Below are 20,068 nucleotides of genomic sequence, written 5' to 3' on the forward strand. Positions count from 1 at the left end.
TATATGTTTGAGCCAAAAGCACCGTTGATGCTTTTGGTTGTTGAAGTTGAAGAGTTAATAAGACTATGGCTGCTGAAAATAAGGTATTGTCGGAATATGAAGCTCTAGCAGGTTTAGCTTTGCGCATGCGTGCAAAGGGAATTGACCTTTCTGAGCTATTATTGGCATTGGAACAGACGCCGAGACGTAATTTTATGGATTCGGCTTTTAGTGATATTGCCTATAGTAATAGCGTTATACCCATTGAATGCGGCGAATATATTGAACGTCTTGATGAGCAATTGATTTTGATTAATACTTTGCAGCTTGAAAAAAAACATCGTGTTTTAGAAGTAGGTACGGGATCAGGTTTTACTGCAGCTTTGATGGCGCGCCTTGCTGGGCGTGTTACTACAATTGAACGTTATAAAACTTTATGTGACGAAGCACGCATACGATTTCAAAATCTAATGCTTGATAACATTATTTTACGGCAAACCGATGCCATGCGCGGCATTCCGGGTAATGGTCCATTCGACCGTATTATTATTTGGCCAGCAATGGTGAAGGAGCCTTTAGCCTTCATGGAAATGTTAGCAGGTAATGGTATTTTGCTCGTTCCACTTGGAGTGGATGATGGGGTACAAACCATCATGCGTTATTCCAAAACGGGTACCAGATTTGAGCGCTCAGATATGTTTAGAGTACGTTATCAACCATTTATTGAGGGTGTCGCTGAAATTTTATGATTATTTTATGGCAAAATATAAGAAAAATTGCATTTTTTTGACATTTTTTTTCCAATCTTAACTCTCAAGTAAGATTAACCCTATTTAATGGCCTTGTCATTGATTATCGGGTACAGGCAAATCAGATGCATTTAAAAATAATTGATAAGGTTTCACGCCGCTATATTCAGGGGGCGGCACTCATAGTAATTACTGGTTTAGTTGCTGGTTGTAGTTCTGATACTATGCGGTTTACCGATGGTCTCTTTACAAATTCGACACCATCACAGCAAGCTGCAGTAAATCGTCCTATTCCGCAACAGCAGGCACAGCCGCAACAATTGCCGCCGCCAGTGCAAAGCGGAACTATCCAAAGCAATGCTTTGCCACCAGCGCAGCCACAATATCAAGCGTCGCAGCAACCACAATATCAGGCTCCGCAACAGCCACAATATCAGACGCCGGCGCAGCAATACCCACAGCAGCCAACACACCAATTGGCGCCAGGGCAGGTTGCCGGTACTGGCGAGCCACCGCGTAATCTTGGTACATTGCCGGCAAATGCTGTGCAAGGCGGTCACGCTTCATCAAGCGTTAATAATCGCAGTTATATCGTTCAAAGTGGTGATACTTTGACGCGTGTGGCTAATCGTAATGGTGTTAGCGTTAATGATATTAAAAATGCCAACGGGCTTTCAAGTGGTGCGATTCGTGTAGGTCAAAATTTAATTATTCCAGGTCGTGGTACAGGTAATCAAGGTACTGCTGTAGCGTCAGCTAATGCAGCTGTAACCCCAGTGAGTGTACCTCGTACGCAAGCTGGAAATCAACAAGTAGCTGCTGTGCGGCCAAATGCGCCTGCTGCGCAAGCCTCAACGTCTAATCAAAATACGGCTCCAGCTAGCAATCAAAGTAATGTGATTGACACGGTTGCTGTTCGTATGGATCAGCCAACCACTGCTCCTCAGCCAATTGCGCCAACACAACAACAAAATGCGACGAACGGTCAAGCCCAACAGCCACCGCAAGCCCAAAATGCTGTTGCTTCAAAAAATGATTCTATTGCTCAAGCTGAGCAAGTTGCGGCTGTTGCACCGCAAGCAACAGGTATTTCGCAAATGCGTTGGCCGGCACGTGGACGTATTTTGAGCAGCTTTGGCCAAAGGGAAGGTACTGTTACCAATGATGGTCTAGATATCTTGGTTCCTGAAGGTACATCAGTACGCGCAGCAGAAAATGGCGTTGTTATTTATGCTGGTGATGGCTTGAAGGAATTTGGTAATACTGTACTTATCCGCCACGAAAATAATATTGTGACTGTATATGGGCATAATAGTAAAATTCTTGTAAAGCGTAACCAGCAAGTACGTCGCGGCGATGAAATTGCAAAGTCAGGTATGTCTGGCAATGCAGCCACACCTAAGCTACATTTTGAAGTTCGTAAAAATTCAGTGCCCGTAAATCCTGCGAAGTTTTTAGAAAACTAATGCAATGCGAGTATGATATTAGTGCATATAAGTTCATCGAAATAAGGTTGCAGATTACTTTGTTTACTACCCGATAATTATAAATAAAGTAGTTTAAAGCCTATATTTCGTATATTAGCTTTTTGTTTAAAACGGTCTGATAGATTATCAGGCCGTTTTTTTGTTTAAACTAGGGGATTTGCTTTCCATTTAAATTTTCTGTCATTTTACAAGGTCATTAAGACATGCTACTAGAGTGTAAGGCTTTTAAAAATGTTGGATTACGGCACCGCGCATGAAAAATAATGCTCTTTCTTTTCCTAATATACTGACTTATGCACGCATTATTGCTGTGCCGTTGGTGGTGTTGTGTTTTTTTCCTGAAGGTGAATTCAAATCATCAGATACCGCACATTGGGCGGCTTTCATTATTTTTGTAGTCGCTAGCATTACTGATTTTTTTGATGGCTATCTTGCACGCATGTGGAAGCAAACATCTAATATAGGCCGTATGCTTGATCCTATTGCTGATAAATTATTGGTATCGACTTGTCTTTTGCTGTTAGCTGCAAATGGAACGATTGCAGGCTGGTCGCTTTGGGCCGCAATTATCATTCTTTGTCGTGAAATTTTGGTGTCGGGTTTGCGGGAATATTTGGCTGAATTGAAGGTCGGAGTTCCGGTATCGCGCCTTGCTAAATGGAAAACAACAGTTCAAATGATAGCGCTGATGATCTTGCTCATAGGGCAGGCAGGCGAGCCCTACTTCATTTACACAACACAACTTGGTCTTGTTTTATTGTGGATTGCAGCCATATTAACATTAATTACTGGATGGGATTATTTTAGAGCTGGACTTAAACACATTATTTGACAACTAATTTGAATTTAGCATTTATTTTAGAGTAATGTATTCTTAAAAAGCGTTCATTGCCTATTTATATTAATTGCAGAAAACACCGTTAAGGAAAATTGTTATGAAACTCGTTTATTTTGCTTGGGTCAGAGAGAAAATTGGCACAGCAGAAGAAAAAATTGAATTGCCCGAAACGGTAACAAATGTCAGCGAGCTTTTTGAGTTTTTAAAAAACAGTGATGAAAAATATGCCTCCGCTTTCGCAAATGAAGCTATTATAAATGTTGCAATTGATCATGAGCAAGTATTGCATGATGCAGCAATTGTTGGGGCGCAAGAAATAGCTTTTTTCCCTCCAATGACGGGAGGATGATTATGATTGATAGTAAAGCTGTTGATATTTATGTCAGCATTCAAGACAAAGATTTTGATGTTAATTCTGAGATTGAACGGCTGACCGGTAAGAATAAGAATATTGGGGCGGTTGTTAGTTTTCTTGGTCTTTGCCGAGATGAAGCTGGTACATTAAAAGCGCTGGAACTTGAACATTATCCTAATATGGCTGACAAGCAAATTGCAAAAATGGCAAATAATGCTGCCCAATATTGGGAACTTGATGCTGTTACAGTCATTCATCGTTATGGATTGATTGGGGTGGGGGAAAATATTGTTCTGGTTATAACAACCTCTAAACATCGCACTGCTGCATTTCAAGCGGCAAATTTTATTATGGATTACTTAAAAACCGATGCCCCTTTTTGGAAGAAGGAGCATAAGAAAGATGGTAGTACTGGTAGTTGGGTTGAGGCAAAGCAGGATGATCGGTTAAAACGCGATCATTGGCAAAACGGTTGATTTCAATTTTATCGTAAAATAGTATATTAAAGCTATTTTTATCTTATGTGATATTATGTAAAAATCGTCTTTCCCTTTGCTTGGAAATGATTTAATGAAATCATGTTTTATAATGTTCTGTGATGTTCATTTAAAAATAGAGGCAACCAACCACCAAGAAATAATGTATTAAACATTTTTCTAACAATATAGTAAGGTTTTTTATATATCCTTTTTGGATTATTTAAGACTAATTAATGATTGAGTATGGTTACATGTTATGTGTTTTAAATTTGTAAGAGCACATAAAATAAATATTTGTATTGGTGTTAATTTTTTAACATCATTTTACGCAATAATTGTTGCGTGATTCGAGCAGGAGTTCTTATGTCAGCTTTTGGAAATTTTTTTAAATCCGTGAATAAAGCAATTTGTGCTATCTCTATGACTGGATTGCTTGTTTCCCTGGGTATGGCACCTGTGATAGCTTTTGCACAGCCTGCTAGTCAACAAGACGTACCACAAAACCAAAATTTTGGCTCTTGGACAAAAGTATGTAGTCAACCATCTGGCACACCTAATATCCAATGCGAAATTACGCAAAGTGCTCGCGCTAAGGATCGTCCAGACATTTCTTTTCGTGTTTCGTTCATAAAAAGGCCAGCAAAGGATCAAGGTACTTTACTGCGTGTTATTGTTCCTATTCGCGTAGAGCTACAACTCGGTATTGGTATTATGATTGATGGCACAACCGATATGGGACATATGCCGTATCGCCGTTGTTTGGGTGATAGTTGTGTTGCTGAGGTATTGCTCAATAATACCGAACTTGCTTCATTCCTCAACGGTAAGAATGCAACCTTTTATGTCTTTACAACCCCGCAAGATGGTGTTGGCGGTATCATTAACCTTGATGGTGTAAAAGCGGGTTATAACGCATTACCTTAGAAGCGTTTTAGCAATTTTTTATGGCTGTTTAATTTAAATAGTACGGATAGAAGAGCGTTTTATACATTAAATTGTGTTAAAATGCTCTTTTGTGTTTTAGTTGGGCATGTAATTATTTTTATTATATAAACTTTGCTGCTCAGCAATTTTTATATAAGATGAAGTCTCTCCGTGCTTGCGTAGTGATGTAGTATTTTTTACATTCTTGTCAAAAATTCTTTTGATTGTGTTTTATATCTTTTGCCTTGTTTCTTTTCTTGTATTAAAACAAATCTAAGAGCGCTTAACATTCGTTAATCCGGATTTATTTAATTCCATTAGATTGAAATGCAAGTAATGGTATTTTTACCGTCTTATGCGGTTATAGGAAATAGTCATGTCCACTGAAATAATTATTGCTCCTTCTATTCTAGCATCTGACTTTTCAAAGCTTGGTCAAGAGGTAAAAGATGTTGTATCCGCTGGGGCGGATTGGATACATATTGATGTAATGGATGGACATTTTGTTCCAAATATTACTTTTGGTCCTGATGTGGTGAAAGCCATTCGTCCTTTAACTGATGCTGTTTTTGACACTCATTTGATGATTGCTCCATGCGATCAATATATTGAGGCTTTTGCCAAAGCGGGTTGTGATATTATAACTATCCATGCTGAAGCAGGTCCACATTTGCATCGCTCACTGCAAGCTATTCGCAGTTTGGGAAAAAAGGCTGGCGTAGCGCTTAATCCGGCTACACCTGAAAGCGTTCTTGAATATATCCTTGATGATGTTGATCTTGTTTTGGTCATGAGCGTAAATCCCGGCTTTGGTGGTCAAAGTTTTATCCCCTCAAGCTTAGACAAAATTTCTCGTGTAAAAGCACTAATTGGCAATCGTCCTATTGATATTGAAGTGGATGGTGGAGTGTGTCCACAAAATGCTGAAACTATTGCGCATGCAGGTGCCAATGCTCTCGTTGCAGGATCCGCTATCTATAAAGGAGGGGATGCTACAACCTATGGTCCGCGTATCAGTGATATTCGTGATGCTGCAAAAAGCGGAATTTCAAAGTGGCGTTCATAGACTGTGAGACGTCGGAATTTTCAATATTACGAACTATTTTAGTGCAAGTTAAAATTATTCCCCTTGTAAAACAGGAAAGAAAAAAATGATCCCTCGTTACTCCCGCCCCGATATGGTTGCTATCTGGTCTCCAGAAACGAAATATCGTATTTGGTTTGAAATTGAGGCTTACGCATGTAATGCTTTGGCTGAAATTGGTGTTATTCCAAAAGAATCTGCCAAAGTTATTTGGGAAAAGGGATCGGCTGCTGTTTTTGATGTTGCTCGTATCGATGAAATTGAAGCAATCACCAAGCATGATGTGATTGCGTTTTTGACCCATCTTGCTGAGTTCGTTGGTCCTGATGCTCGCTTTATCCACCAAGGTATGACGTCTTCGGATGTTCTTGATACGACTTTAAATGTTCAATTGATGCGTGCGAGCGACATTTTATTGGATGATTTAGATAAACTTCTCGCTGCATTAAAAAAACGTGCTTTTGAACATAAGAATAGTGTCACTATTGGTCGTAGCCATGGTATCCATGCCGAACCCACAACATTTGGTGTGAAATTGGCGCAAGCCTATGCGGAGTTTAGCCGTTGCCGAGATCGTCTTGCCGCAGCAAAAGAGGAAATCGCAACTTGCGCAATTTCTGGCGCAGTTGGCACTTTTGCGAATATTGATCCACGCGTTGAGGAATATGTTGCTAAAGCGCTTGGTATGCGCCCTGAGCCGGTTTCAACTCAGGTTGTTCCACGTGATCGTCATGCAATGTTCTTTGCAACTCTTGGTGTTATTGCTTCATCGGTTGAGCGTCTATCAATTGAAATTCGCCATTTGCAGCGTACCGAAGTGCTGGAAGTGGAAGAGTATTTTTCTCCTGGACAAAAGGGCTCTTCGGCAATGCCACACAAACGTAATCCAGTATTAACCGAAAATCTTACTGGTCTTGCGCGTATGGTGCGTTCTTATGCCATGCCAGCTATGGAAAATGTTGCCCTTTGGCATGAGCGTGATATTTCCCACTCATCGGTTGAGCGTTATATTGGTCCAGATGCAACCATTACTCTCGATTTTGGATTGGCTCGCCTTACCGGTGTTATTGAAAAGCTTCTGGTCTATCCAGAAAATATGATGAAGAATTTAAACAAATTCCGTGGTCTCGTTCATTCGCAGCGTGTTCTTCTAGCCTTAACCCAAGCAGGTGTTAGTCGTGAAGATTCCTATCGCCTTGTTCAACGTAATGCCATGCGCGTTTGGGAAGAGGGCAAAGATTTCTTAGAAGAACTGCTTCAGGATGAAGATGTTCGCAATGCATTGTCAGAAGAAGAAATTCGTGAAAAGTTTGATCTTGGTTATCATACTAAGCAAGTTGATACCATTTTTGATCGTGTTTTTGGTGAACATTAATTCATTCTAGGTGACGATAAATATTTAAGTGAAGTGATTCTTATGGGCGTATCTAGCATTTTATAAAATGTTAGATACGCTTTTTGCATTCAAGGTGAAGTGCATAATTAAGGGGAATATTAAAATTCATTTGGTTCTTTGCATATTTCTTCTGAAAAGTAGTTAATCTATTAATTTTATTGAATAAATTTATCATTAAAATGATTTTACATTATTTTTTATGAGCTCAATATTGTCTCTTGTATCACTATGGCGTTAGTCAGAAAAAATCATTTCACATGGTTTTTCAATTTGAAAAAATATTTCATTATTAAATCGGGTGAATGTCAGGCTTTTGCCTTGATTTAGTGCTTAATTAACTCTGTTCTCTTATACTTGAGAAATTCTGGCTGTATTTTTGTGATGAATATGCCGTTTTGGATCAAGTAAATGGAATAAAGGTTTTGCTATTATTTGTACAAGCTACCTTTATAGTTTTGTTTGGTTTTAAGCCATTTTTATTCGTTAGGGTTAAGAGGTATTTTGAATAATTTTAATAAGATATCGTGGTATCTTTTAGGTTTTTCTTAATGGAAAAATTATCTTAATAAATTGATAATAAGCCAAGCAGTTGTTAATTGTATAGGGACGAGCTGCATTATATGAAGCGTAGATTGATCACTTTTGTTTCTTTTGGTGTTGTTTTAACTGCATTTTTGCAGTTGAGTAAAGACCATCTATCTGATGGCTACACTCAAATGAGTGGTGTTAGCCATGCACATGCAGCTATTGCAGAAAAACAAATTTTCGGACAAGTTCATTATGAACAAGCCAGTAGCTTGCCTAGTCAAGCTAGCTTGCTTGTTCAACTCGTTGACCAAACTGTAGCGGGTTCTCAAAAAGTGGTGAGTGAAACACGTTCCCCTGCAAGTAGTTCTGGGAAAACTGAATTCAAACTACCTATTGACCTTAATGACTTAGATAATGCCCATAAATATAGTTTGAAGGCGCGTATTTCTGTGGGGGATTCACTTATTTATGTGAGTGAAACGCCTACAATGGTAGATCACAAGCAGGCTGGGTATATCATGCGCCTTGCTTCTATTGGCCAACCAATGCCTATTGTAAATAAGCAAAAGGGAATAGTTGGTTCTGAATGGATAGCCCGCGAAATAAATGACATACAAATATCGCAGGGAACAAATGTAAGTTTGACAGTTAATAGTTCCGTCCAGGCACCGGCGTTAGGGCTAGATAATAGCGCAGCAGTTTCTAGTCGTTTTAGTGTGAATGGTTCGGGTGGCTGCAATCGCTTTTTTTCGGTAGCGCTTATAAATGAAAACAGTAATTCTTTAACCTTTGATCCGCTTGGAATGACATTCATAAGTTGCCCTGAAGTTGTTACTGATCAGGAAAATCGCTTTGTTAATATGATGTCCAAAGTAAGAAGCTATGAAGTAGACAAAGACAATACGCTTAATCTTAAAGACCAGCACAATCGCGTTATTGCTCGTTTTGTTACCAATAACTCTATTTAAAGCACTGTTGTAGTTACAGGTTATTTTATTTACATATATAGCCAAAAACTCGATTGCGTGGCCTCACAATGTTGTTTTTTAAAATTTGGAACTTGCATCAAATATATTGATATAAAAAAGCCTGATTTTTCAATCAGGCTTTTCATGTATTATTGCAGCTTAACGCTGTGATAATTATCCAACTACTTCAGTTTGTGAGAACCAATAAGCGATTTCTTCACTTGCAGTTTCAACAGCATCTGAACCGTGAACTGAATTTTCGCCAATTGACAAAGCATGTGCTTTGCGAATCGTACCTTCTTCTGCATTTGCAGGATTAGTGGCACCCATCAATTCGCGATATTTTGCAATTGCGTTTTCACCTTCAAGAACCTGCACAACTGTTGGTCCAGAAGACATAAATTCAGTCAATTCTTGAAAGAAAGGACGCTCTTTATGCACTGCATAAAAGCCTTCTGCTTCGCGCAAGCTCATCCATACGCGCTTAGAAGCAACAACTTTCAATCCAGCTTCTTCAATCATAGCTACGATAGCGCCAGTAATATTGCGGCGGGTTGCATCAGGTTTAATCATCGAAAATGTGCGTTCAATAGCCATTTTTTCGCCCTTTATAAGTTAAAATCAATATCATCTGTGGTATAGCGATCTTCGTTATGCTTGCCAAGAGAAGCTAGAAGACTTATATCACTTTCAACATTGTTTTTATACTGCAAAGCTTTAAAATGTGAAGCTAAGTGTGATTTAAACCCCTATCACAGATAAAATGTACCAGTTTAGCTTTTATGTGGAAGCTTATGGACATTTTCAGTTCTATAACCAGACGAATAGTAAAAGGCCGGCTTGAAATGTTAATTTTAGATGATGTTACCCTGCGAATGGCTGGCAAATTGTTGATTGATCATAGTAGCGCAATCTTGCCTGAAGGCTCAAAAACCGGTTTTGTCGGACATAATGGCACTGGAAAGTCTACTTTGTTTAAAGCAATCGTTGGCGAACTTAGTACTGAAACTGGGAAAATAGTATTGCCGAAAGGTGCTAAAATCGGACAAGTTGCGCAAGAAGCACCTGCTACTGAACAATCGCTAATCGATATTGTATTGGAAGCGGATAAAGAGCGTAGTGCTTTGATGCAGGAAGCTGAAACCGCAACAGATCCAATGCGCATTGCTGAAATACATATCAGGCTTGCTGATATTGATGCCCATTCAGCAGAAGCGCGTGCTTCGACCATTTTGTCCGGCCTTGGTTTTGATAATGAGGCGCAATTACGCCCAGCATCATCTTTTTCTGGTGGTTGGCGTATGCGTGTTGCGCTTGCGGCTGTTTTATTTGCCGAACCTGATATTTTGCTATTGGACGAACCTACTAATTACCTCGATCTTGAAGGGATAATGTGGCTTGTAGATTACATTAAGAAATATCCCCATACTGTTGTTATTATTAGCCATGATAGAGATCTTTTGAATAGTGCTGCCACATCCATCTTACATCTAGAAAACCAAAAACTCACCTTTTGGCGGGGTAATTATGACCAGTTTGAACGCCAGCGTGCTGAAACAATGGAACTTCAGCAAAAGCAAGCAGTAAAGCAAGAAGCGAAAAAAAGCCATATGGAAGCCTTTGTTGCGCGATTTCGTGCCAAGGCTACCAAGGCGAAGCAAGCGCAATCACGCTTAAAGGCTCTTGAAAAATTAAAGCCCATTACTGTTTGGAAAAGCGAAGGTGTGGAGCCATTTAGTTTCCCCGATGCTGAAAAAGTTGCTGCTTCTCCCATTATTGCGCTTTCAAATGTCAATGTAGGGTATGAACCACACAAACCGATATTAAAAAATCTCGATTTACGAATCGATAATGATGACCGTATTGCCCTTTTGGGTTCGAACGGCAACGGTAAATCAACTTTTGCTAAGCTTATTGCAGGTCGATTAAAGGGGGAGAGTGGAACCATCACACTGTCGCCAAATTTAAAAGTGGCCTTTTTTGCACAACATCAATTAGATGATCTATATCCAGAAGAAAATGCTATTGAGCATGTGCGCCGGTTGATGCCACAAGAGCCAGAAGCTAAAATTCGCTCTCGTGTGGCGCGAATGGGGCTTTCAACTGCTAAAATGATGACCAAGGCAAAAGAATTATCAGGTGGTGAAAAAGCGCGACTTTTAATGGGGCTAGCAACTTTTGATGGTCCTAATCTTTTAATTCTCGATGAGCCGACTAACCATTTGGATATTGATAGTCGAGCTGAACTCGTTGAGGCATTAAACGAATTTAATGGTGCAGTTATTCTTATTGCCCATGATCGTCATTTGATTGACGCAACAATGGATCGCCTTTGGATTGTTCGTGATGGCGGCGTTGGTGTATATGAAGGTGATATGGACGCCTATAGGGCAGAGGTTTTAAACTCAAATAAATCTTCTAACTCTAAAAAAAAAGTAAGCGCAGAAACGGATAAGCCAAAAACCGATCAACGAAAAATTAATGCGGATAAGAGGCAGGCTCTTGCGCCGTTACGAAAAGAAATTCAAAAATTTGAAGCAGATATAGAAAAGTTACAACGAAAAATATCTAAATTAGACATCGAATTGGGTGAAGGTGATCTTTATCTTTCATCGCCTGATCAAGCGACAAAAAAAACGATAGAGCGAGCTAGTTATATTAATCAGTTAGAAGAAGCCGAAAATAAATGGTTATTGCTGACTGAAGAATATGAAGCCGCTATTGCTGAGTGATGTGCAAGATCAAAAGTATATATTTAAACGGCGGTTAAATATCGTTTTTCAATATGCCATTGCAATCATTAGAAATGGTTATCGGGGCTGCACCAGATGAATGAGAAAGTTTACTGGTATAGGTATAAGAAAGCGTCGCTTATTTATTTGATTTCAATTTCAAGGAATTTACCTATTACTATCAAAGACTTCGTGTGCTGATTGCCTATCAAAAACAGCAAGAAGTGGGTGAAGTTTTTGACGGTGAGATTGAGGTTGATGAGGATTATTTGGGTGGTGAACGCAAGAGTAATCGTGGACGTGGAGCAGGTGGCAAACTTCCTGTTTTTAGTTTTCTCAAGCTCGGCGGATGTGTGTATACGAAGATTATTCTTGATGTATCAAATGCCAGTTTATTGCCCATCATTAAATGCAAAGTTGTACCCGATAGTATTATCTATAGCAACTATTGGCAAGGATATAATGGCTTGGATATGTCAGAGTTTAAACATTATTGCATCAACCATTTAAAACTGTTTGTAGACAAAAGCAATCACATCAACGGCATTGAGAATTTTTGGAACCAAGCCAAACGACATATGCGTAAATTTAATGGTTTACTAAGAAAAAATTTTGGACCTTTTTCAAAGGAATATGAGTGGCGATTTAACAGCCTATTGCCGAAAGCGAAATTAAAACTGATTAAACAATGGGTTAAACAATTTATGGGTTGATTAAATGATATGGCCGCGATCATAACTTGGTCGATGCGTGTTGGGTGAGTGATTAATTGGTTTGATGTGGCTATTGGTGAGACAGAGGAAATATTGCAAAACGATATCATGTCAAAACTGCTATTTTGACAATAAGAGCTTTTTAAATGCTTAGGTTATATTCATAGTTCCTATAAATTAGAGGCTACTTTACTGTTGATCAAGTTCGATGGTGATGATCTTGGTATTGCATGAATTGATCTATAAAGATGTATCAATCTTACCAGTGTGAATCTTTGCACAAAAAGGCAAAATGTTAGACAATATACAGACGCCGCTAGAAATAAGAAGCTTGCTAAAAAACCTTAACTTTACTGACATGAGCTTCCAATTATGGTATATTGATATAACCATTTTATGTGCTTTAGCTTTTAAGTATTGTTTCTAAGTATTGATAAAATTAGGGGAGCAAATTGGTTAAGTGTGTTGATAAGGATGTTGTAAAGTTTTTTGATGATGACGTGCTGCTTGATGCGGAAGTGATCGCACATTTTAAATATAAATCGCGCATATCTGTAATGCCATTGGATAAGCCGGCATTGTCTTATTATCTTAAATTAAGCGGTGCAGAGAAAATTTGTGAGATTATTGGCTTTTTTTCAAAAAATGAAAGTCAAAATTTTTCTATTGATCGCATAGATGATTATGACGAGATATTTGGCGATCTAGTTTATCAAAATGCATTGTTTAAATATCAAGGTGTCTCTCTATTTATTTGGAAGCAAGATGAAAACAAGTTTTATGTAGTTTTTGGTGATGCCGAAATCATTGATAAAATTGATAATCAGTATGTAAGTAATGATGATTTTATGGAAATTTTAAATGAGGATGTCGGCTTATCACTTAAAGGGCGCAACTATATGCTTGATGCCTTACGCAAATATGGATAACTTGTTTTGTCGTACACAAAAACTTAAAGCCATTATTATTGTTGTAAAATAAGGCGTTATATTGAGTATCTAAAGCTGCATAGTTGCAATAAATAACATGCAGCTTTACGATGTTTAATACCAGCCAACTGCAACTTGTGCTTCTTCAGACATGCGGTCAGGTGACCATGGCGGATCAAATGTCATCGTGACTTCCACGAAAGGAATACCTTCAACCGCACTAACTGCGTTTTCAACCCATCCAGGCATTTCGCCGGCAACAGGGCAGCCAGGGGCAGTTAATGTCATTTCAATTTTAACCGAGCGATCATCTTCGATATCAATCCGATAAATAAGACCAAGCTCATAAATATCTGCAGGAATTTCAGGGTCAAAGACAGTTTTCAATGCTGCGATAATATCATCTGTCAGCCGATCCAGTTCGTCAGCAGGAATAGCTGATACAGCAGCTTCTGGGGATGTTTCCAAATCGATAGCAGACTTATCCGTCTTTTGTTCTTCAGTATTTTCGGTCATCTGAAAAAAGTCCTCGCTTTTTCAAGAGCGTTAGCCAATTGGTCAATTTCTTCTTTGGTGTTATACATAGCAAGCGATGCGCGACAGGTTGATGTGACACCAAAACGCGTCAGCAATGGCTGTGCACAATGGGTGCCAGCGCGTAACGCAACACCTTGGCGGTCGGCAAACATCGAAATATCATGGGCATGAATTCCCTGTATTTCAAATGAAATAATACCACCCTTATTGGGCGCATTGCCAATAATACGCAATCCTTCAATTTCGTTTAGACGTTCATGGGCATAAAGGGTGAGCCGATGCTCATATTCCATTATTGCTTTGCGACCAATTTTTTGCACATAATCAAGTGCAACGCCAAGGCCTATTGCTTGCACAATCGGCGGTGTCCCTGCTTCAAAACGATGAGGAGGATGGTTGTAGGAAATGTAATCTTCCCGTACTTCCTCAATCATTTCACCGCCACCTTGAAATGGTCGCATCTTTTCTAAAATAGATTTTTTACCGTAAAGCGCACCGATGCCGGATGGTCCATATAATTTATGACCGGTAATAACATAAAAATCACAATCTAAAGCCTGTACATCAACATCCAAATGCACTGCACCTTGTGCACCATCAATGAGTACAGGAATATTGTGCTGATGAGCGAGATTGATGATTTTTTTAACTGGTGGAACAGTACCCAAAACATTGGACATATGGGTAAGAGCTACAAATTTTGTTCGTGGTGACAGCGCTTTTTCAAAACTTTCAAAGTGAAGAACACCGGCGTCATCTACGGGCAGAAAAACGAGCTTTACACCTTGTCTTTCACGCAAAAAATGCCAAGGAACAATATTGGAATGATGTTCCATCACGCTAATGATAATTTCATCACCGTCATTTAGGTTAGGCATTGCATAGCCATAGGCTACTGTATTAATTGCCTCAGTGGCATTTTTGGTAAAAATAATCTCATCGCTTGATGATGCATTAAGGTAGCTACGAACGCTTTCACGTGCTTGCTCATAAAGGTCTGTTGCTGCGTTAGATAAAAAATGCAAACCGCGATGCACATTGGCATAAGAGCCACTATAAGCATTGGTGATAGCATCAATGACGCATTGTGGTTTTTGCGCGGATGCACCATTATCAAGATAGGCAAGGGGCTTATTGTAAACCTCGAGCGAGAGGATAGGAAAATCCTTGCGAATGCGATTAACGTCAAAAATCTCGCTTGCTTTTTCCAAGGTCATTATAAGTCCCTTACTTTATATTTTACATTATAAGTGGTCGATAAGCCATTGATCTATTGTGGATTTTAACGCATCTTCAAGGGGTTCGTCCTCAAGCTCTTCAATTAACTCTTGAACAAAAGCTTTCACTAGCAACCCTCTAGCTAATGCCGCTGGTACACCGCGTGCCATCAAATAAAATAAATGGTCGTGGTTAATCTCGGTGACAGTTGCGCCATGGCCGCAAGCAACGTCATCAGCAAAAATTTCTAGTTCTGGTTTTGCGTCAAATTCTGCTTGATCGGAAAGGATAAGACTATTGCATGCCATGCGAGCATCGGTCTTTTGTGCTTCACGCGAAACGCGGATCATACCTTGGAAAACACCACGTGCTTTATCCATTGCAACATTGCGTACAATTTCGGTTGAAGTAGTATTTTCAACCAAATGGCGAACGGTCATTGTTGTGTCGGTATGACTTTGTCCGTTAAGCAAATTGACACCGCGTAATTGGAAGTCAGAGCCTTCGCCGCAAAGATCTACATTAATTTCTTGGCGTAATAGTTTAACGCCAGCATTGATAATATAGAGCTTCAATTTGGCGTTATTTTGTAAAACAGCGTTAAACTGATTAAACTCCACTGCGTGCTGGTTACGCTCACGAATAATTATCCAAAGCACTTCAGCGTCATCTTCAACCGCTAAGCGATTAATCGCGCTAGAAAAACTAGGGCTATCATCGCCTAGTTGACGCTCAATAATGATTGCCTTTTTACCCGCTGCCACACTTACTGGTGATGTGGTATGGGCTTGACCATCCGTGACAATATTTTGAATCTCGATAAGATTAATATCATTGTCATTATCGCCAATATTAATCGACCAGCCATCGCTTACATAAGCGGTGTTGATTTGGCTGATCACATCATCGCTAGCAAAATGCTTTGGCAAAGAAATTGTGCCTGATGAAAGTTCTCTTGCTACTGGTTTAGCATTTGCAAGTGCATCACTATTTATGCATTTACCATTTATCAATGGCAAAACTGTACTACCTGCCAAAATTGGCTCTAGCACTGCGGGTTCACCATCACTTGCAAAGGCTTTATCCGTTACAAAATCGGGGATATCACGCAACAAGGTGCGTAAATCTGTATAATGCCAAGCTTCGATTTTGCGTGATGGTAAGCCTTTTTCCGCAAAGGTTTCAACTGCTTTTTGGCGTAACAAAACATTGCCAACATCACCAGGAAGTTGGGCAGCAACGGTCTCTAACCCTTCAATGAGGGCTTTTTCAGCTGATGTATGTTCAGCCTTTGTCATAATAGACATTAACAAGCTCCCTTATGCGCCTTCGCCAATGATTTCTGCATAGCCATTATTTTCAAGATAAAGTGCCAAGGATTTATCACCACTTTTAATTATGCGGCCTTTATAAAGAACATGGACGGTATCTGGGACAATATAGTCAAGAAGACGCTGGTAATGGGTAATAACAAGGAATGAGCGATCTGGACCGCGCAATTTGTTGACACCATCAGCAACGATTTTCAAAGCATCAATATCAAGGCCACTGTCGGTTTCATCCAAAACGCAAAGCTTTGGTTCCAATAAATCCATTTGAAGAATTTCCGCACGCTTCTTTTCACCGCCGGAAAAGCCAACATTTAATGGACGCTTTAGCATAGCCATATCCATCTGCAAATCTTCTGCGGCATCCTTGACACGTTTAATGAATTCAGGGATTTTTAATTCTGGTTCACCGCGTGCGCGGCGCTGTGCATTCATTGCAACTTTTAAAAATTCCATGGTTGCAACACCTGGAATTTCCATAGGATATTGGAATGCAAGAAATACACCAAGAGCTGCACGCTCTGCGGGATCAAGTTCTAAAATATTTTCGCCATTATAGATAATCTCGCCTTCAGTGACTTCATAATCATCACGTCCAGCAAGAATATAAGAAAGGGTTGATTTACCTGAACCATTTGGACCCATAATGGCAGCAACTTCACCATCTTGAACAGTAAGGTCTAACCCACGAATAATTTCTGTACCGCTTTCAGCAATACGAGCATGAAGATTTTTAATTTCTAACATATTTTTAATCCTTTATACAGCGGCGCTAAAACAAAGCTGCCAGCCGAAAAAATATTTAACCAACGCTGCCTTCAAGGCTAATATTGATGAGCTTTTGTGCTTCTACTGCAAATTCCATCGGTAGCTTTTGAATAACTTCCTTAACAAAACCATTGACGATAAGAGCAATAGCTTCCTCTTCAGGAATACCACGTTGCATTACGTAAAATAATTGGTCGTCGGAAATTTTGGAAGTAGTTGCCTCATGCTCAAATTGAGCCGTTGCATTTTTTGCTTCTATATATGGCACTGTATGGGCACCGCAATCATTGCCAATAAGCAAGCTATCACATTGGGTGAAGTTACGCGCGTTGGCAGCATTTCTTTGGGCAGTGACTAGGCCGCGATAGGTATTGTTGGAAAAACCAGCCGATATACCCTTGGAAATGATGCGACTTGAAGTGTTTTTTCCCAAGTGGATCATTTTAGTGCCGGAATCAATTTGCTGATAACCATTAGATACGGCGATTGAATAAAATTCGCCGCGCGAATTATCACCACGTAGGATACAGGATGGATATTTCCAAGTAATGGCCGAGCCAGTTTCTACCTGTGTCCAAGAAATTTTGGAGTTATCACCACGGCAGTCACCACGCTTGGTTACAAAGTTGTAAATGCCGCCTTTTCCTTCCTTGTCACCTGGATACCAATTTTGGACGGTTGAATACTTAATTTCAGCATCTTTTAAGGCAATCAGCTCAACCACAGCTGCATGAAGCTGATTTTCATCGCGTTGTGGCGCGGTACAACCTTCAAGATAGGAGACGTAACCACCTTCTTCAACTATGATTAATGTACGCTCAAACTGACCGGTATTGCGCTCATTAATGCGGAAATAGGTTGATAATTCCATAGGGCAGCGTACACCCTTTGGCACATAGACAAAGGAACCATCAGTAAACACAGCAGAATTAAGTGCTGTATAATAATTGTCTGCAACTGGAACTACGGATGCGAGATATTTTTGCACAAGCTCAGAATATTCGCGAATGGCTTCTGAAATTGAACAGAAGATAACGCCAGCGCTAGCTAGTTCTTTTTTAAATGTTGTTACAACTGATACGGAATCGAATACAGCATCAACAGCAACACGCCCACTTGCATAGATATTATCTTCAAGCTCGGAACGCTCATCTTGTTTTCGAACGCCAGCAAGAATTTCCTGCTCTTTAAGCGGAATACCAAGCTTTTCATAGGTTGCCAATAATTCAGGGTCAACCTCATCTAAAGATTTGGGACCAACTTGGTTCTTTGGTGCTGCATAATAATACAGGTCTTGGAAATCAACTTTGGGATATTCAAGGCGTGCCCAATGAGGCTCGCTCATATTTAGCCAACGTTGAAAAGCCTGAAGACGCCATTCAAGCATCCATTCAGGTTCACTTTTTTTCGCAGAAATGAAACGAATGATTTCTTCGTTCAAGCCTTTGGGGGCCTTATCTGTTTCAATCTCGGTTTCAAAACCATATTTATATTGGTCAACGTCAATTTCGCTAACCTGTCTTATTGTTTCCTGCACTGCAGGCATAGGCTTATCTCCATCCTGGCCGGGTCAAAGTCCAGCAGTTATTGAAAAAAGCAAAAAATGATATTATAGTTGCTTTATAGAATTTATATAATTGATTAGAATCAAAATTCAATAAACATGACAATAGCACTCAAGCTTTATTTGTTTTTAAAACTATTCTAAAAAAATTCAAGGCTTTTGCGTGATTTTTTTGCTTCTGCTGACAATTTTTTGTGTTTCAGCTAAAAAAGTGTCAATATCATGTAATTCTGTGGTCCAGCCTGTGGAAACTCTTATGGCACCATTGTCATTATGATAATTCATCGCTTTTAGGATAGGGCTACTTGATACTTTTCCTGAGGAGCAAGCAGAACCTGCTGAAACTGCAATTCCAGCAAGGTCATAGGCAATTTGCAATGTTTCAGCTTTCATCTGCGGAATGGAAAAAAATGTTGTATTCGGTAATCGCTCCGTTGCTTTCCCATGAATGATACAATCGGGCGAAATTTCCATTAATCCCCGTTCAAGGTGATCGCGTAGAATTTTTAGGCGATTATTTTCGTTGTCGTGTCGTTTGATGTCTTCTACTGCTGCACCAAAAGCACTAATCATACCAACGGCTTGTGTGCCACTGCGGTGACCATGTTCTTGACCGCCGCCAGTGAGTAAGGCTTTAGGCATTAAAACGCTGCCCATTGCGATTAACGCGCCAATACCCTTGGGGGCGCCCAATTTATGACCGCTTACAAAGACGAAATCTGCGCCAAGCTCCGCAAGGTCAAGCGGCGTTTTGCCATAGGCTTGCACAATATCGGCAATAAAAACACCGCCAGCTTGTTTTACAATATCTGCAATTTGACCAATTGGTTGCAAGACGCCAGTTTCATGATTGGCATATTGAATGCTGACAAGTGGTAACCCAGCAGATTTATCGTGGTTTGCAAGTTCATTTTCCAAAATATTACAATGAATTAAACCATTTTCATCAACTGGAATAGTAATTATATCTGCTTTATCAAAACGTCCACCGGCTAAAACACAAGGATGTTCAGTTGCACCAATATAAAGCTTAGAAAATAAAACAGGGCTGCGTCCCATCATATACTGAGGAGTGAGGGCAAGTGCCGCACTTTCAGTTGCTCCCGATGTAAATACAATATTATCAATGTTTGCATTAAGGCTTTCCGCTATATGCCGTCGTGCGCTTTGGATGAGCGCTTTAGCTGTTCTTCCCTCGTTGTGAACCGAGGAGGCATTACCAAAATGCTCAAAAGACTGCATTAAAGCAGTTTTAGCAGAATCGCTTAGCGGAGTTGTGGCATTGAAATCGAGATAAATGCGGCTTTTGGCCATTAATTCAATCCATTTATATATAATTTATGCTTTTTATCGGTTTTACTGCGTAATTTTCTTGAAAAATACATAGCATAACGCCTATTTAACAAATAGCGATATGTTTACCAGTTATCAAACATGATTTTTTTAAGAAAAGTGGATTTTTCCAACAATCTTTAAGTTATTTAAAGTGTGA

18 protein-coding genes and 1 pseudogene are annotated in these 20,068 nt (G+C 39.7%); 12 read left to right on the top strand and 7 right to left on the bottom strand.

The window, feature by feature from the left end; all coding sequences use genetic code 11:
- The first annotated feature begins 65 nt into the window (after positions 1-65).
- The 9 genes from N6A79_RS05080 to N6A79_RS05120 all read left to right on the top strand — a co-directional run bounded on the left by N6A79_RS05080 (position 66) and on the right by N6A79_RS05120 (position 8,787).
- A complete protein-coding gene (locus tag N6A79_RS05080) occupies positions 66-728 on the top strand; it encodes a protein-L-isoaspartate(D-aspartate) O-methyltransferase (RefSeq protein ID WP_182419196.1) in 663 nt (220 codons plus the stop codon).
- Positions 729-853: 125 nt separating this feature from the next.
- Positions 854-2,194, top strand: coding sequence for a peptidoglycan DD-metalloendopeptidase family protein (locus N6A79_RS05085; RefSeq protein WP_268547246.1), 1,341 nt, complete (start codon positions 854-856; stop codon positions 2,192-2,194).
- A gap of 274 nt (positions 2,195-2,468) precedes the next feature.
- Positions 2,469-3,047 carry a CDP-diacylglycerol--glycerol-3-phosphate 3-phosphatidyltransferase gene (pgsA, locus tag N6A79_RS05090; protein ID WP_182419198.1) on the top strand — a complete coding sequence of 193 codons (579 nt, stop codon included), beginning with the start codon at positions 2,469-2,471 and terminating at the stop codon, positions 3,045-3,047.
- Positions 3,048-3,150: 103 nt separating this feature from the next.
- Complete coding sequence (gene moaD / locus N6A79_RS05095; RefSeq protein ID WP_268547247.1) at positions 3,151-3,402, top strand: molybdopterin converting factor subunit 1; 252 nt, start codon at positions 3,151-3,153, stop codon at positions 3,400-3,402.
- A gap of 2 nt (positions 3,403-3,404) precedes the next feature.
- Positions 3,405-3,884, top strand: a complete 480-nt coding sequence (locus N6A79_RS05100; protein ID WP_268547248.1) for a molybdenum cofactor biosynthesis protein MoaE — start codon at positions 3,405-3,407, stop codon at positions 3,882-3,884.
- 366 nt (positions 3,885-4,250) lie between these two features.
- The gene (locus tag N6A79_RS05105) at positions 4,251-4,811 is read left to right on the top strand and encodes an invasion associated locus B family protein (protein ID WP_182419201.1); all 561 of its coding nucleotides are present in this window, start codon (positions 4,251-4,253) and stop codon (positions 4,809-4,811) included.
- Between the two features lie 376 nt (positions 4,812-5,187).
- Entirely contained in the window at positions 5,188-5,877 is a 690-nt protein-coding gene (rpe, locus tag N6A79_RS05110) for a ribulose-phosphate 3-epimerase (protein WP_268547249.1), read from the top strand.
- Positions 5,878-5,962: 85 nt separating this feature from the next.
- On the top strand, positions 5,963-7,270 hold the full coding sequence (gene purB / locus N6A79_RS05115) for an adenylosuccinate lyase (RefSeq protein ID WP_268547250.1): 1,308 nt from the start codon (positions 5,963-5,965) through the stop codon (positions 7,268-7,270).
- Positions 7,271-7,911: 641 nt separating this feature from the next.
- The gene (locus N6A79_RS05120) at positions 7,912-8,787 is read left to right on the top strand and encodes an META domain-containing protein (protein WP_268547251.1); all 876 of its coding nucleotides are present in this window, start codon (positions 7,912-7,914) and stop codon (positions 8,785-8,787) included.
- 174 nt (positions 8,788-8,961) lie between these two features.
- Here N6A79_RS05120 and ndk read toward each other — a convergent pair whose 3' ends face one another.
- Positions 8,962-9,384 carry a nucleoside-diphosphate kinase gene (gene ndk / locus N6A79_RS05125; protein WP_182419205.1) on the bottom strand — a complete coding sequence of 141 codons (423 nt, stop codon included), beginning with the start codon at positions 9,382-9,384 and terminating at the stop codon, positions 8,962-8,964.
- 248 nt (positions 9,385-9,632) lie between these two features.
- Here ndk and N6A79_RS05130 point away from each other — a divergent pair, with 248 nt between their 5' ends.
- From N6A79_RS05130 to N6A79_RS05140, 3 genes and pseudogenes are all read left to right on the top strand, one after another.
- A complete protein-coding gene (locus tag N6A79_RS05130) occupies positions 9,633-11,519 on the top strand; it encodes an ABC-F family ATP-binding cassette domain-containing protein (RefSeq protein ID WP_268547252.1) in 1,887 nt (628 codons plus the stop codon).
- Positions 11,520-11,662: 143 nt separating this feature from the next.
- A pseudogene (locus N6A79_RS05135) lies at positions 11,663-12,232 on the top strand (IS1595 family transposase); the annotation flags it as partial.
- Between the two features lie 452 nt (positions 12,233-12,684).
- Positions 12,685-13,161, top strand: coding sequence for a hypothetical protein (locus tag N6A79_RS05140; protein ID WP_262080203.1), 477 nt, complete (start codon positions 12,685-12,687; stop codon positions 13,159-13,161).
- A 114-nt stretch (positions 13,162-13,275) separates the two neighbouring features.
- On the opposite strand, the gene N6A79_RS05145 is transcribed toward N6A79_RS05140, so the two are convergent.
- The 6 genes from N6A79_RS05145 to N6A79_RS05170 all read right to left on the bottom strand — a co-directional run bounded on the left by N6A79_RS05145 (position 13,276) and on the right by N6A79_RS05170 (position 19,890).
- Complete coding sequence (locus tag N6A79_RS05145) at positions 13,276-13,677, bottom strand: SUF system Fe-S cluster assembly protein (protein ID WP_268547253.1); 402 nt, start codon at positions 13,675-13,677, stop codon at positions 13,276-13,278.
- Positions 13,674-14,915: an aminotransferase class V-fold PLP-dependent enzyme gene (locus tag N6A79_RS05150; RefSeq protein WP_442784254.1), complete on the bottom strand. Its 1,242-nt coding sequence runs from the start codon at positions 14,913-14,915 to the stop codon at positions 13,674-13,676. Before N6A79_RS05150 ends, N6A79_RS05145 begins: the two co-directional genes overlap by 4 nt.
- Positions 14,916-14,942: 27 nt before the next feature.
- Entirely contained in the window at positions 14,943-16,223 is a 1,281-nt protein-coding gene (gene sufD, locus N6A79_RS05155) for a Fe-S cluster assembly protein SufD (RefSeq protein ID WP_268547254.1), read from the bottom strand.
- Between the two features lie 12 nt (positions 16,224-16,235).
- The gene (gene sufC, locus N6A79_RS05160; protein ID WP_262080205.1) at positions 16,236-16,991 is read right to left on the bottom strand and encodes a Fe-S cluster assembly ATPase SufC; all 756 of its coding nucleotides are present in this window, start codon (positions 16,989-16,991) and stop codon (positions 16,236-16,238) included.
- 55 nt (positions 16,992-17,046) lie between these two features.
- Positions 17,047-18,558 (bottom strand): Fe-S cluster assembly protein SufB, encoded by a 1,512-nt coding sequence (gene sufB / locus N6A79_RS05165; protein ID WP_268547255.1) that lies wholly within the window; start codon positions 18,556-18,558, stop codon positions 17,047-17,049.
- 168 nt (positions 18,559-18,726) lie between these two features.
- Positions 18,727-19,890, bottom strand: a complete 1,164-nt coding sequence (locus N6A79_RS05170; protein ID WP_268547256.1) for a cysteine desulfurase family protein — start codon at positions 19,888-19,890, stop codon at positions 18,727-18,729.
- Positions 19,891-20,068 lie beyond the last annotated feature (178 nt).

The sequence above is a fragment of the Bartonella sp. HY761 genome, from assembly GCF_026743145.1.
In the GTDB taxonomy this organism is placed as follows: domain Bacteria; phylum Pseudomonadota; class Alphaproteobacteria; order Rhizobiales; family Rhizobiaceae; genus HY038.